Source organism: Microcoleus sp. Pol12B4 (genome assembly GCF_036701385.1).
GTDB lineage: Bacteria > Cyanobacteriota > Cyanobacteriia > Cyanobacteriales > Microcoleaceae > Microcoleus.
Genome location: NZ_JAUBQR010000071.1, coordinates 1 through 14096, shown reverse-complemented (window position 1 = coordinate 14096; position 14096 = coordinate 1). Strand labels below are relative to the sequence as shown.

Genomic DNA, 14096 nt, shown 5'->3' with positions numbered 1-14096 from the left:
TAGGGAAGAAGAGCCATTAGTGATTAGTCATTAGCCGTCAGTCATTTTATCAATGATCAATTACTAATTACCAATTACCTATCTACTTCCGTTACCCGCCAGCTCAACTTCATATTAATCCAGAAGTTCCACAGAGTCACAGCCGCGATCGCAATTAAATTAGCCAAATATTCATTCATCCCAAAAACATTAAACAGCAAATTAACCAGCAGCACATTCAAAATCAAACCCATCAAGCAAATCGTATTAAATTTCAACAGCCGTTTCAATCGCTGGCGCTTTCCTGGCTGCCGCTTAGAAATATCGCCAAAAGTCCACAAATCATTCCACAAAAAGTTACTGATAATTGCCAATTCAGCAGCAACGATCAGACTGCGAGTCAGCTCCCAATTGAGGATATCCCGCAGCACGTACAAAACCCCCATATTCACAAACACGCCGCTGAAACCCACCAGGCCAAACCGCAGAAACTTGCCCATCGGCCAGCGGGAAAACCGCAACCGAAGCAAATGTCGCAAATACTCAATATACTGTTTCCAAGTAACTTTGCTCTCGCCTTCTTGCCGTTCCTGAAACACGTAACCAACTTCTCCAATCCAGCGGATGTCCCCCCTGCCGAGCACTTCAATCAATATTTTGTAGCCTGCCGGATTCATGGTTTTGCCCGCAATGCAAGTGCGACGCACCATAAAATAGCCGCTCATCGGATCGGAAACTCGGCCCACGACTCCCGGCAGGATCACCAACCCCACAGTTTGAGCGCCCCGCGATAAAAATCGCCTGACAACGCTCCAGTCGCTCACCCCGCCGTCGGCAACGTGGCGGCTCGCAGCAGCTAAATCGGCTCCCCGCTGAATTTCTGCTAAAAGCTGCAATAGCGTCTCCGGGGGATGCTGCAAGTCGGCATCGATGACGCCCAAAACCTCGCCCCGAGCGGCTTGCCACCCGCGAATTACCGCTGTGGAAAGTCCTCGCTCCTCTTCTCGGCGCATTACCCGCAATTGCGGATATTCCGGTGTCAGGGACAGGGCGACTTCCCAGGTGCGATCGGGGCTGTCGTCATCGACCACAATTAATTCGTAGTTGCCGGGAATACTGCCATCGAGCAAGTGGCTCAATTTTTCCACAATACTCTTGACATTCTTGCACTCGTTGTAGGTGGGAATGACCAGGGAAAAATAAATTGGCGGTGTGCCTGCGTCTGTAAAATTTGAATTGAAAGTCTCTACAGCAGGAATTTCCAAAGGCCCAGACGGCACTGGCAATAGCTGATTTACTTGGTTGATGCCCATCATTTCAGTGTCCATAAAATAAAGGATGGTTTTGTAAGACTTGAGATTTTAGAAAATCGTTCCTCTATAGTTGATTCGTTAAAATATAAAAACGCCTTAATTCTAGGCAGCAATTCTGTAGCTTAGCTAACAAAAAAACTGTGGATGCAATTCTCGATCGAGCTTTACAAGGTTATAACATTTCTTCTGCAGAGGCATTGGTACTTTTGCAGCAAAGAGATCCAGACGCGCGAGCTTCTATTCAAACAACCGCTGACTTGCTCCGCCGCCGACAATCAGGGGATACTGTCACCTACGTTATCAATCGAAATATTAATTTTACTAACATTTGCGAGCAGCATTGCAGTTTCTGTGCATTTCGCCGCGACGAGGGAGATGAGGGCGCTTTTTGGTTAGATGCAGCTCAAATTCAGGAAAAGGCAACTGATGCAGTGCAGCGGGGTGCGACGGAAATTTGTATGCAGGGGGGCTTAAATCTTCAAGCTAAGCTGAACGGCGCATTTTTACCTTATTATCTGCAATTGGTGAAAACTATTAAGGATAAGTTTCCTCAGTTGCATTTGCACGCTTTTTCGCCCCAAGAAATAGAATTTATTGCCAGAGGAGATAATCTTAGTTTCAGCTATGTAATTTCGGCTTTGCAGGATGCGGGAGTCGGTTCGATGCCGGGAACGGCGGCGGAAGTTCTCGACGATTCTGTGCGACGGGTGATTTGCCCGGAAAAACTAAATTCGGCAACTTGGCTGGAAATTGTGGGAACTGCTCACCGTCTGGGTTTGCCGACAACGAGTACGATGCTTTGCGGGCATATTGAGACGCCCCAACAGCAGGTTTTGCATTTAGAAAAAGTACGATCGCTCCAACAAACTGCGATCGACCAAAACTATGGGGCACGCATTACAGAATTTATTTTACTACCATTTGTCGGACAGGAAGCACCGGCTCCTTTGCGGAGTCGAGTCGGCCGCGACCAACCAGTTTTAGCAGAGACCTTGTTACTCACGGCTGTATCGAGAATCTTCTTGGGAAATTTGATTTCCAATCACCAGCCGAGTTGGGTAAAACTAGGTTTAGATGGAGCTACAGAAGCGCTGAAATGGGGCTGCAACGACATCGGCGGTACATTGATGGAAGAGCATATTACAACGATGGCCGGTGCGGTTGGTGGCAGTTGTCAATCTGTCGAAGATTTGCAAAATGCGATTAGTTCTTTGGGGCGGAGTTATCAGCAAAGAGATACAATTTATCGACCTTTAGGGGTTGACAATTGGGCAGTAAGTGTGTGATTTTTTGGATGCAAAGTGCGAAGTGCGTAACGCATCCTAGGAGTTTAGCCGATCGCACTTTCAAATTCTTCTAGCGCTTGCAAATTTCCAACCTGCCAAGCACGTTCCACTGTAGCCGGAATCAGTTGGGCGATCGCGATTTCTGGAAAATTCGGACTAATATCCGATTCTACATACTCTCCATCTTGCAGCAAATAGATGCGAAGTCTGCCGCTGTCATAAACCCACACTTCTGGAACTCCAATAATTTTATAGGCATCTATAGTAGTTTTAGAAGTTACATCCGTCTCAATTGCTAAATCCGGCGGCGGAGCGTCGGGTTGCAGTCGGCGGCGGCCGATCATCCGTTGATAATTTAGAATGTAAAAGCAAGCATCAGGTTCAACTCCTGCTGCACCTTCCCGTTTGAAAGTAGTAGAACCGAATGGTTGGTATCTTATGCCCGCCGACTTAAGTAAAATTTTGACAATATCAGAGATTAAATCTCTGGGAATTTCGTGTTCTGGTAAAGGAACCATAATTTCTAAAGTCTCTTTGCTGTAAGCAACTCGTGCCGATCGCTTTTCTCCCAACTCCTCCAAAATTGACTCAAATTCCAGCCAAGTTATATTGGGAATAGTTACGACACTGCCGGGAGCAAGCTCGATCTGGCTAACAGGTTTGAGGACGGGAGTGATAACAATCATAAGCTGAATTGCGAGCTAGTTGTTAAGGTTGTACCCAGGGCAGGCAGGATGCCTACCCCACAAGAGTTTTTGGATATATCTGTTGAGTTTACCACGGGCAACGAGAAGAGATTCGCGATCGCACTTTTGACTCAATTCTAGAAAGAGCGATCGCACATTTATGACTTCATTGCAGCCGGATTAATTTGACTAACAGACTCATGATTTCTCCCTGGTCGGGTGTAATAATGATGCGATTGTCGGGAATGGCGATCGGATGAGTCCAACGAACAGCTTCCTCGTAGCGCAATGCGTGCAGTTGGTGGATAGTTCGCCGTACCCCCAGCGGCGAACCGATGATGACGTGACGGACTGCTTCGCGATCGCCCTCAAAGGTTTGGTTGGTTAAAACATTCGGCGATGTTTGGTTCGATGATGAATCTTGCAACATAGCTTTGACGAATAATTTTGGATAGGTTTGATGCTTTGTAACGGTAAAACCGCGTACAATAACAAGTTGAAGAAAAGACAGCAATTCCCCTACAGCACAAGTGGCTTAGCTGGTGCTGTCTAATCTCTATTAGCTTAAGTCTAAATTAATTTAGGGTAAGTGTCAATGATTTTAGGCAAAATCCAAATAAATTAATAGAACTTAACAAATAGCCTATGGAAACCTCAGAAAGAGCCGATCGATCGCCCCTAATGCGACTGAGAGTTCAGCGGTTTATGACTCAAAAGCAGCTAGCAGAAGCACTTGGCGTTACGGAAGCGACGGTAAGCAACTGGGAAGCTGGGCGATCGGTACCGAAGCTAACGCCTGTTCAATACAAGAAGTTGCTAGAGATTCTGCAAATTACCTCGGCTGAATTACCAGACCAATTTGGTTTTCCTAGCGATGCTGATGGATAGAAAATGGAATATTATAATTGAGGCGTTTTATTTAAACGAACTCATACAATGTTTTGAAAAAAAAAGGAATATGAGACTTAACATCACTATTTTGCTCTGAATAAAATCTCCCAATTTCTAACGAGAGTTGCTCTCTAAATACTTTCTCATTCCCACTCCAGTTAGCGGGTGGCTTAATTTTTTCCCAATAATCATGCTCAGGTTGTTTCTCATTCTTAACTTTTTTAATTGTGAGCAAAGCCCTAATTAACTGATGCTTCCGTGTTTCATCAGACGTATTTTTAAACTCAGTTTTCCATGAATCTTGTAATTTATCTAAATCTGTACAATTTAAACAATGATTTATGCGCTGGAGCGATCTCTGTATGTTAAGGTTATTCTTCAAGTCTGGATCGCTACTAATTTTATCAGCCATATCCATATAAATACTATTCAGTTCAAGAGGATTATCCTGATACATCGGAGGATGAGGATAATCATCAAATATTGATTGAAGCTCAGGTGTAAGAAAATATGCTTCTTTATGAATTAAACCTGTAATCCATATCCGGTGCCGTTTTGCATTTTGCGATCGCACCTCCGATTTTTCGTAAAGATCGCAAAAAATTGCTTCTGTATCGGGAAAAGGGTAATCATCAATCTTTTGCAGGTGCAAGTCCAAATCTATCATTGCAAAAAGTCGATCGGGCTCTAAATACGAGTTACGGGTATCCTGTTGGTGTAATTTTAAAAGCTTCAAATAAGTATTTATTACACTTGCGCGATCGCCACAGTTGAAAAATTGTGGCAGCTTTTCTCTCCACCATCTCGGAACGCAAGCCTTATAAAAGTTGGCATCCGGCATTTCCTCCATTTTTTTATAAGCTTGAGGTGATCGCCTACCCTCGATATCGGAAATAGGGCCTTCGCATAGCACCACAATTCTGTTGTTAATTCTGCGAGATTGAAGAATTGCCTCACAATGTTGTTTTAGCTGTTCTGGATTAAGACTCATTTGTAATATTAGATTTTTGTTTGAGCAGTTTTGGCTCGATTTCTTTAACGTGAGCTGGTGTCAAAGCTTCACACAATGCGTAGGAGTGAGTTGCTAGAATATATTGATTGCTGGGAGTCCACTCTTTGAGGTCTGATATAATTTGATATTGCCAATCTGGATGAAAAGCTATTTCAATTTCATCCATCAAAACAATAGCATCTTCTATGTTGCGGAACTTGAGCCATAGATAAATGCTGAGTCTTTTTAGTTCGCCGTGACTTAAATCTTCTGGATATAGTTCTATAGTTTCACCATTTTTCTCTAATTTTAAATTTACTCCCGAAAGGTCTTTGTCAATATTTATTGTTTTACAGCTTAATAAAAAGCTTAATTCATTTACTAAGGTTTGATAGCTGTTACCATATTTACCTGTTTCTCTAGCTTCTTTAATATCTTTATCTATAGCAGCTTTAAAGGCTTCAATGAGTAAATCTACATCCAGGAAGTCATAAGTAAAAAATCCTTTTAATTGAGATTTTGATTTTTTAATTTTATCGAAATAATGCTCATTTGTCTGACTATGACTTTTAAATAATAGTTCTCTAGCAGATCTATCTAGGAATAGAAAAACTTGTGTGGAGGGAGCTGCTAAAAATATTTTCTCTGAAAGTCTGTTTAAAAAATCGTTGGTTTCTTTCCTATCTATATTACTTAAATTACAGAGTAAAGCTTCATTTTGCTGATCATTTGAATTTTTTGCACTTGAATAGTTACATATATATGTCATATTTTTTTCTGTTAAATGTTCAATGATCTTTTCCCAAACTTCCTCACAGCTTCCATAGGTACTTTTCAAATTATTTAGATTATTTTCAACTTCTTGTAGTCTGTATTTTATTTCGTCTTGAAACCTTTCAATTTCTTTAATAGATACATTTTTTTTGGAGTTGACAACAGATATTAATGCTGAAACTCTTGAATTTGATACCAATTGTTGAATCCACATAAATTCTTTTTTAGCCGTGTCAAACCTTTGTTCACTGTCTTCAATGTTTTTGATTGTATCTAATCGATGACTACTCAGTGTTAAGCTCTTATTTACTGCTTCTAAATCGGCAATTTGCTTTTCCATTCCTTTAAATTGTGTTACAGGATAAAAAGTGATATCTTCTGTATTTTTGATTTTAATATTTAAAGACGCGGACTTTTTGAGAAAAGAATTCTTGCAGGCAAAAAAAATAATTTGAACTATTTTTTCTCCATTCCAAATATCAATAATTGCTAAGTTTTTTTTATCTTCTCCATCAGCCACTTTAAATCCTTGAAGAAAGTTTTGTAAAAATGTTTTTTTCTCGTCATCCACAGAACAGTGCAGCAATACAAAAATTAACTGCAACAGCGTACTTTTACCGCCACCATTTTGACTACCCAGCGGAAAAATAGTAGGAAAAAAATCTTTTTCAAAAGTGATGTCAATGTCCTTTAAACCGCGAAAATCAGGAACTTGAACTCGTAGCAAGTGCATAATAAACTCCTGGTGTTAGCTTGCATTTTTTATTGAAAGGCTGAGCCACAATCATTTTAGATTATAACTCATATCTTTTACTATTTTCATGAACAGGCTTTCCGGCCTGTTCCACAACATATTAAATTAATGCTTTTTCGCTGAGTCCGGCAGTCCGCCAGGGAATTCATGCCCTGGCGGCCTTTCCGTTTAAGCAGGAGATGAGATTAAACCTTAAACTTCTCCACAATTCGTCTCATCGCTTCTTCCACATTCTCCCGACTATTGAACGCCGAAATGCGGAAATAACCCTCACCCGCCGCACCAAAACCAGAACCCGGAGTTCCCACCACATTGCAAGTTTCCAGCAACTTCTGAAAGAAATCCCAACTCGACAAACCGTGAGGCGTTTTCACCCACACATAAGGTGCATTTTCGCCACCAAAAACCTCGATTCCCGCCGCTGTCAATTTCTCGCGAATAATCGCAGCATTTTCCATGTAAAAATTGACTAATGCCTGAATCTGTGCCTTGCCTGCCTCAGAATAAACCGCCTCTGCACCGCGCTGCACGATGTAAGAAACGCCGTTAAACTTAGTAGATTGGCGGCGGTTCCACAGCTTCCAAATTTCGACATCGGAACCATCTGCTGCTTTTCCAGTCAAAGTCTTTGGTACAACTGTTAGCGCACAGCGAGTACCCGTAAAACCAGCATTTTTGGAAAAAGAACGAAATTCGATCGCACAATCCCGCGCCCCTTCAATTTCGTAGATAGAATGCGGTAAACTCGGATCGGTAATATACGCTTCGTAAGCCGCATCGAAGAAAATAATCGAACCGTTAGCTTTAGCATAATTTACCCAAGCTTGCAAGTGTTCCTTAGTTGCAGTTGCCCCCGTCGGGTTATTCGGAAAACACAAGTAAATTAAATCGACTTTTTTGTCGGTGGGAATTTCCGCAGTAAAATTGTTTTCCGCTGTAATTGGCAGGTAAACTAAGCCGCCGTATTCGCCATTTTCGTTCGCATCTCCCGTGTGTCCAGCCATCACGTTAGTGTCTACATACACCGGATAAACTGGATCGGTAACTGCGATCGTATTATTGTTGCCAAAGATATCGAGAATATTGCCGCAATCGCATTTAGAACCATCAGAAATAAAGATTTCCGAAGCATCAACATCGCATCCCCGCGACTTGAAATCGTGCTCGGCAATTTTCTCCCGCAGCCACTCATAACCTTGTTCCGGGCCGTATCCTTTAAAGCTATCCCGCGAGCCCATGTCTTCCACCGCCTTCACCATCGCCTCCCGACAAGCAGCCGGTAGCGGTTCCGTCACGTCGCCAATCCCCAGCCGAATGATGGGCGCTTCGGGATTCGCCTCTGCAAAGGCTTTCACCCTGCGCCCAATTTCGGGAAACAGGTAGCCGGCTTTGAGTTTGAGGTAGTTGTCGTTGATAGTTGCCATAGTTCGATCGCTACAAATGTCGTAGAATAGCTTACTCCCAATTGTCTCTCTCAAGCAGCAGCAAGTTCGGCAACCAGCAATGTACGGGATTTAACGGATGTAACGGATGGATGTTCAGCCAAGACAAAGATTTTCCCCACTCGAACACTCGAACACTCCGCCAATCCGCCATTACAGGCAATCTGCGTAGTTGCTCAACAGCCATTGACCAAAAAATCAAATCTGCTTGTATAATCAAAATAGTGTGCAGCGCAGAAACAATTATGGACGAGATCGAGTACGCCAAACTCTATCAGGAACTGGCGGCAATTCTGAATGAGTTTAATTTAGGTTGGGTAGTTCAACAAGTAGCCGATACTGTAGAGATAGGCAAAGTAATAGAAGAGCGATCGCTCAAAAGAAAAACACCTCTGCTCAAGATAGAAGATTATACAGCAAAAGAACAACTTTTGCTATTAATTGATGCTGTCGAGCAAGCGACTGTGAACACTTCCGAAATGGAAGACGAAATTGCTTATTTCTTGAAAGTAGAATCAGAAACCTCTCCCCTCGGCACAAAAATTACGTTTGCGAATTCAGGTGCAGAAACTGCCAAAACAATCGAGTTTACTTCCAGCGTCACAGCCCCTCGTCACAAACAGGCGATCGCCCTCAAGCACTTGCTGGAAAAACTGCCCTCCGGGCCCAGCAACTACGCCATCAATTCCGAGATTAAAAGCAAATTAAAAAGCTCGATCGATCCTGATTTTAACACAGCGGCAGAACAATCCAGAATTTTTGATACTTACCTCTTCACTATTCTGCTAAAAGCAGTTGCTAATGAAGGCGGTACTATTTATTACAACAATGTTTTAGACGACGAAACACCGAAATATTTAACATTTAGAAAAACGGCGGGAAAAATCCACGGCACTGCACATCCATACACTCATGCTGTTGTGGAATTTCCCGACAAACCAGCTCTGGAAGTTCACCTAGGAGTAAAAGTCCAAGGTAGAGCCGGAGTTTTGCACAACTGCAACGTTTTAATTTTGTACCAAAAAGAAGCCAATATCTGCCGCTTGCTCAACCGCGAACCCCGGCACTCGCAGGTAATTTTAGCAGTGAAATCGGAACACAGCACCTCGGAACTAAAACTAGAAATGGCTGGTGCTTTTATCGGCTTAGCGTCAGACATTCGCTACGAAGGCGGCAGCTATTTCATTTCTAACAGTTACTCCCAACCCATAGCGAAACTGCTAACTACTGCTCGCAAAAAATGGGAACTCAACATTTTTCCTAGAGCCACAAACGATGTCCACCGACTGATGTACTCGTTTCAAACTATCTTTAAAGACTTTAAGGCCAGAAACTGATTCAGTTAATACAATTTCACAAAAGTCTAGCCACATTTTTTGTGTGGGGTTTCCTTACACGGACTTATATCAAATCCGGTAGCATCGTTCTGCTAAATTCTCCTTCAATCTGCCAGCAAATATAAGCACAATTTTCTGTTTTTCGGCTCACAGTCAACAGCCAACAGTCAAAACTCAACAGTCAACAGTCAACTTTCCTAGATTTGCCCGGTTAAGTGTATCTGCTAATGTATCTGTTACATGAGCCAAGAAAATAATCTATCATGTTGCGAGCACCAGAACCTTACGAATAATGTTTAAGAAAGATAAATCTTCCCTGCTGTTTACGATCGGAGCCGCCACACTTCTGATCGGTTTAGGCTTTGTCACCTACTACCTCGTCATTTCCCGTGGGCCCGCCAAAGATTTGCCGGCGGGGGCAACGGTTGTCCCGCAAGATACGATGATGGCCCTATCCCTCAGCACCGATGAATCGCAGTGGAATAGACTGCGAGAGTTTGGCACGCCGGAGTCAAAAGCTTCGTTTGAGAGGTTTTTAAGCGAAATGCGCGATCGTCTCCTCACAAGCAACGGCTACGCCTACCAGCAAGACATTCAACCCTGGGTGGGTAACACAGCAATGGTGGCTTTTCTGCGCAACAAAATAGCTATACCAGCCCCCCCGCCAGCACCCAACGCGCCCCCATCTCCGCCAATTCAACAGTCAGTGGCAATTATCCTGCCAATTGCCAACCCGATCAAAGCCAAAGAATTATTAACAAAACCCAGGCCTCTCAGCCAAGGAAAAATAGTTGAGCGTAATTATAAAGGCATCCAAGTCACAGAAACTCAAGGCGTACCCGATCGCAATTTCTCAGTCGCGGTACTCGGCACAAGCTATCTAGCAGTCACCACAGATTCTAGCGCTACAGACAGAATAATCGACACCTACAAAGGCGAACCTTCCCTAGCAAAAACCCCTGGCTATGCAGACGCCATAGACAAAATAAAAAGTCCGGGCGCCTTCGGTCAAATCTACGTCAATATGCCCGTTGCCGCCGCCTATGCCGCCGCCAACTCCGCCCGTGAAATTTCGCCAGAAAACCTGGAAAAACTGCAACAAAATCAGGGATTTGCCACCACAGCGACGCTGGAGGCAGAAGGAATTGGATTCAAATCAGTCTCTTGGCTAAAACCAGATTCTAGCAGAAGGATAGCAGTAGAAAACAATGCTCTAAAAATGGCTAACCGCCTGCCAAGCAATACAATAATGATGGTATCCGGCGGCAACTTGCAGCGTTTGTGGCAAGACTACGTATTGGGAGCCGAGGCAAACCCGATTTCCCCGATTAATCCCCAAGTTTTACGCACAGGTTTAAAATCCACTACGGGCATGGATTTAGATAAAGACTTGATGAACTGGATGGCGGGAGAATTTTCTATATCATTAATACCAGCCCCCGCGCAGAATCCCAAAGACAAATTTGCTGCCGGATTTGTATTTATGGTGGAAACAAATAACCGCGGCGCTGCCGACAAATCCCTGAAACAGCTTGATGAAACGATGAAAATGAAAGGGTTTAGAGTTGAGGAAATTCAAGTCGGCGGCAAACCTGCGACAAAATGGACATCGCCGTTTGGAGGGATTACGGTAACTCGCGGCTGGATGAACGATGTAGCGTTTATGACAGTAGGAGCTCCAGTGGTTGATACAATCGTTCCGGCACCGAAAAGTCCGCTTTTAAGCAGCGAACTGTTCCAGAAAACTGTCCGATCGGAACTTAAACCCCACAACGGCAATTTCTTCATCGACACCGAGAGTGCGTTTAACCCGAAAAACCTAGCTTTGCCGGAGTTTCCTCCCAGCCAAAAAATGTGGATTGATGCCACGCGGTCGATCGGCGTTACAGCGGCCGTCATTGGCGATCGTACCACCCGTTATGATGCTTTTGTCGGTCTTAAAAAATCCACCCAATCCACTCCTTCTGCAAATCCTTCACCGCGCCCTGCTTCACCGCGCCCTGCTTCTCCCAGTCCCTCTCCCACTGTCCAAACTTCTCCCAACTAACTCTTAAATCATTCAAAAAATCCGCCTGGGCCCCCCATTAAACAGCAACAGGGCGACAGATTAAAACCGAAAGGCAGCCGCCAGAAGCAAAAAGCAAGAAGCAAGGACAGGACTTACGCATAAAGACTAAAGAAACCGGGATTTTTTATCGTTTCTGGAGGCTGCAACTAATTATTTTAGTTAACAAACCCGGTTTCTATGCAGGCTTGGGTCCAGGACTACCAAAGAAACCGAGTTTTTTAAGCCTTGGACTGCAACTAAGTGTTTTCGTAAAAAAAACTCGGTTTCTGCGTCCAGGAATGAAGAAGCAAATCGACCATTTATGACGCACCCTACACTTTATGTACCCGTTGCGTCCAGGACTTCTTATTTTTGTCAGAATTTTAAGGGTCGGCAATTGTAGAGCCGGCTTTTTTTGTTCTTTATAAAACGAAAGGAAAAATTTTTTACGTGGATTTTTCCCGGTCAGTTCTGGGCGCAGAAGCCGATTTTTTAAACCGCCATACTTCCTTCAAACTCTCACTAATGTAAAAAAAACTGGTTCTAGGGGTCGGAGTGCGTCTAGGAAAGCCAGTTTTTTTTATATGTCATCGGGAAGATACAGATTCTAGGCATTGTGAGTTATATTTAAATTCTGGAGAAGATACGCTCGGGGAATTGCAAATGCAGAGGGAAATTTTCCTCAGTGAGTCGGGAAAGTGAGTCTGGAACGCACTTGCAGTCCGAAACCCGGTAGCTTCATAAATATACAGTCTTTAACCCAAATTTTCAGATAAACTAGGTTTATTTACCTAATTTATCTGTCTATACTTTACCATTAAAAACCTATGAAAACTGCCGAAAATCTTCAAATAAAGGCTAAATTGCTGTCCCAAAAAAGAATAAGCAAACTGGCAGTTTCTCTGCCAATTATCTTAATAAATCTTTACTTTTTGCAAGCAAAAGCCGAAGGTCAAACAATTGTTCCAGCCGCGGAGGCAACGGGCACAACAGTCACTCCGGCAGCCCAAAACGGAACTCCTGGGCAGCCAACTCGCTTCGATATTGAAGGCGGACAATTATCGAGCGATCAACAAAATCTTTTCCACAGCTTTAAAGAATTCGGCTTGTCGGAAAATCAGATTGCTAACTTTATATCAAACCCCAACATTCGCAACATTTTAGCGGGCATAGGCGGCGGCAACCCCTCGATTATTAACGGCTTAATTCAAGTAACCGGCGGCAATTCTAACTTGTTTCTGATGAATCCATCCGGCATCATATTTGGCAACAGTGCCAGCTTAAACGTGCCGGCTTCTTTCACAGCAACCACCGCCACCGCTATTGGATTTGGTTCTAACTCGTTTAACGCTGTCGGTAGTAGCACTTACACATCTCTGACAGGTGCGCCCAATTCCTTTTCTTTTGGGGCCGATCAGGCAGGGGCAATTATCAGCACGGCAGACTTAGCAGTCAAGTCAGGGCAGAACTTAACCTTGCTCGGCGGCACAGTTGTCAGCACCGGCAGCGTTTCGGCCCCAGGCGGTCAAATTACTGTAGCATCAGTCTCCGGGACAAATTTAGTGCGCATCAGCCAACGAGGCAATTTGCTGAGTTTGGAAATCGAGCCGCCCTCAGCGACCAGCAGCACAGAAACATCCAGGACAGCTTCGGCATTGCCGATCGCATCCTTGTCCGAACTGCTCACAGGCATTGGTGAAACAAACGCCACAGGCATCAGCATCAATGCCAGCGGTGAAGTGGTACTCACGGCTTCTAACCGAGCCGTAGCGGCGGGGGACGTTGCACTAAAAGATGCAAACGCTGGGGCGATCGACATTCAAGCAGCCAACAGCATTGGAGTCAGCGGAAACCTGACAACTTCCCAAGGTGGCCCGATCGCCCTAGAAGCTAGTGGCGACATTAGCACTGGGGAGCTCGACTCCCACTCCGACACCACCGCAGGCGGCAACATCACCGTCACCAGCCGTACAGGAAAAGTAGAAACAGGCAATATCAACGCAGGGTCGATCGACAAAACCAGCAACGCCGGAGACGTTAGTATTGCAGCACCCTCAAGCAGCATTCAAACAGGGTTCATAGACGCCAACTCCGAAGAAAAACAAGGAGGCGCAGTCACTCTCAACGCCCGCAACGATATCGAAGTAACCCATATCAACACCGAAGGCCGAACAGGCGGAGGAGAGATTGACATTACAGCCGGCGGTAATTTCCGAGCTACAGGCACTTTCACAAACGATAACAACTGCTTGTCGCAAGCTTGCAGCATTTCTGCATCCACGACTGGTAGCGCCAATGGTGGAGATATCACCATTCGCCACGGTGGCGAAGCCTCGAACACTCTTTTCAGCGTCGGGCCCGACTATAACAAACTCAACGGTACTGCTGGCAGCATTGCCACTGGGGGTCCAAAGAAGGAAAATGTGATTATACAGGGAAGTTATTTCAGCCCCGACCCTCAGATAGTACAGCCGACCCAAATTAACATTACGGCTTCTTCAGTATCGCCAGCACCAACACCAGCACCAACACCAGCACCAACACCAGCACCAACACCAGCACCAACACCAGCACCAACACCAGCACCAACACCAGC

General features: G+C 44.4%; 12 protein-coding genes. 5 read left to right on the top strand and 7 right to left on the bottom strand.

All coding sequences use genetic code 11. From position 1 onward, the window contains the following. Positions 1-74: 74 nt before the first annotated feature. Complete coding sequence (locus QUA38_RS12280; RefSeq protein ID WP_333162116.1) at positions 75-1292, bottom strand: glycosyltransferase; 1218 nt, start codon at positions 1290-1292, stop codon at positions 75-77. A 140-nt stretch (positions 1293-1432) separates the two neighbouring features. On the opposite strand from QUA38_RS12280, the gene cofH reads away from it, so the two are divergent. Next, positions 1433-2578, top strand: coding sequence for a 7,8-didemethyl-8-hydroxy-5-deazariboflavin synthase subunit CofH (cofH, locus tag QUA38_RS12275; protein WP_333162100.1), 1146 nt, complete (start codon positions 1433-1435; stop codon positions 2576-2578). 44 nt (positions 2579-2622) lie between these two features. Here the strand turns inward: cofH and QUA38_RS12270 are convergent, their stop codons facing one another. After that, positions 2623-3264 (bottom strand): Uma2 family endonuclease, encoded by a 642-nt coding sequence (locus tag QUA38_RS12270; RefSeq protein WP_333162098.1) that lies wholly within the window; start codon positions 3262-3264, stop codon positions 2623-2625. A gap of 166 nt (positions 3265-3430) precedes the next feature. After that, positions 3431-3694, bottom strand: a complete 264-nt coding sequence (locus tag QUA38_RS12265) for a hypothetical protein (RefSeq protein ID WP_172186722.1) — start codon at positions 3692-3694, stop codon at positions 3431-3433. Positions 3695-3909: 215 nt separating this feature from the next. Here QUA38_RS12265 and QUA38_RS12260 point away from each other — a divergent pair, with 215 nt between their 5' ends. Beyond that, positions 3910-4152: a helix-turn-helix domain-containing protein gene (locus QUA38_RS12260; RefSeq protein WP_190745066.1), complete on the top strand. Its 243-nt coding sequence runs from the start codon at positions 3910-3912 to the stop codon at positions 4150-4152. A gap of 31 nt (positions 4153-4183) precedes the next feature. Here the strand turns inward: QUA38_RS12260 and QUA38_RS12255 are convergent, their stop codons facing one another. The 4 genes from QUA38_RS12255 to QUA38_RS12240 all read right to left on the bottom strand — a co-directional run bounded on the left by QUA38_RS12255 (position 4184) and on the right by QUA38_RS12240 (position 8336). Beyond that, positions 4184-5146, bottom strand: a complete 963-nt coding sequence (locus QUA38_RS12255; protein WP_333162096.1) for a hypothetical protein — start codon at positions 5144-5146, stop codon at positions 4184-4186. Then, complete coding sequence (locus QUA38_RS12250; RefSeq protein WP_333162094.1) at positions 5136-6653, bottom strand: AAA family ATPase; 1518 nt, start codon at positions 6651-6653, stop codon at positions 5136-5138. The genes QUA38_RS12255 and QUA38_RS12250 overlap by 11 nt, the downstream gene beginning before the upstream one ends. Before the next feature lie 206 nt (positions 6654-6859). Next, complete coding sequence (locus tag QUA38_RS12245; RefSeq protein WP_333162092.1) at positions 6860-8098, bottom strand: LL-diaminopimelate aminotransferase; 1239 nt, start codon at positions 8096-8098, stop codon at positions 6860-6862. Between the two features lie 31 nt (positions 8099-8129). Next, a complete protein-coding gene (locus QUA38_RS12240) occupies positions 8130-8336 on the bottom strand; it encodes a hypothetical protein (protein ID WP_333162090.1) in 207 nt (68 codons plus the stop codon). 25 nt (positions 8337-8361) lie between these two features. On the opposite strand from QUA38_RS12240, the gene QUA38_RS12235 reads away from it, so the two are divergent. The 3 genes from QUA38_RS12235 to QUA38_RS12225 form a co-directional block, all read left to right on the top strand. Beyond that, positions 8362-9453, top strand: a complete 1092-nt coding sequence (locus QUA38_RS12235) for a hypothetical protein (RefSeq protein ID WP_333162088.1) — start codon at positions 8362-8364, stop codon at positions 9451-9453. A gap of 292 nt (positions 9454-9745) precedes the next feature. Next, positions 9746-11500, top strand: a complete 1755-nt coding sequence (locus QUA38_RS12230) for a DUF3352 domain-containing protein (protein ID WP_333162086.1) — start codon at positions 9746-9748, stop codon at positions 11498-11500. Between the two features lie 827 nt (positions 11501-12327). Beyond that, positions 12328-14096 (top strand): two-partner secretion domain-containing protein (locus tag QUA38_RS12225; protein ID WP_333162084.1); only part of this gene is annotated, 1769 nt, incomplete at its 3' end.

What these genes read in the sequence shown, in the direction of transcription:
- QUA38_RS12265 (WP_172186722.1), bottom strand. Translation starts at nt 3,694, where the DNA reads ATGTTGCAAGATTCATCATCGAACCAAACATCGCCGAATGTTTTAACC.
- QUA38_RS12280 (WP_333162116.1), bottom strand. Translation starts at nt 1,292, where the DNA reads ATGGGCATCAACCAAGTAAATCAGCTATTGCCAGTGCCGTCTGGGCCT.
- QUA38_RS12245 (WP_333162092.1), bottom strand. Translation starts at nt 8,098, where the DNA reads ATGGCAACTATCAACGACAACTACCTCAAACTCAAAGCCGGCTACCTG.
- QUA38_RS12250 (WP_333162094.1), bottom strand. Translation starts at nt 6,653, where the DNA reads ATGCACTTGCTACGAGTTCAAGTTCCTGATTTTCGCGGTTTAAAGGAC.
- QUA38_RS12230 (WP_333162086.1), top strand. Translation starts at nt 9,746, where the DNA reads ATGTTTAAGAAAGATAAATCTTCCCTGCTGTTTACGATCGGAGCCGCC.
- QUA38_RS12235 (WP_333162088.1), top strand. Translation starts at nt 8,362, where the DNA reads ATGGACGAGATCGAGTACGCCAAACTCTATCAGGAACTGGCGGCAATT.
- QUA38_RS12270 (WP_333162098.1), bottom strand. Translation starts at nt 3,264, where the DNA reads ATGATTGTTATCACTCCCGTCCTCAAACCTGTTAGCCAGATCGAGCTT.
- QUA38_RS12260 (WP_190745066.1), top strand. Translation starts at nt 3,910, where the DNA reads ATGGAAACCTCAGAAAGAGCCGATCGATCGCCCCTAATGCGACTGAGA.
- QUA38_RS12255 (WP_333162096.1), bottom strand. Translation starts at nt 5,146, where the DNA reads ATGAGTCTTAATCCAGAACAGCTAAAACAACATTGTGAGGCAATTCTT.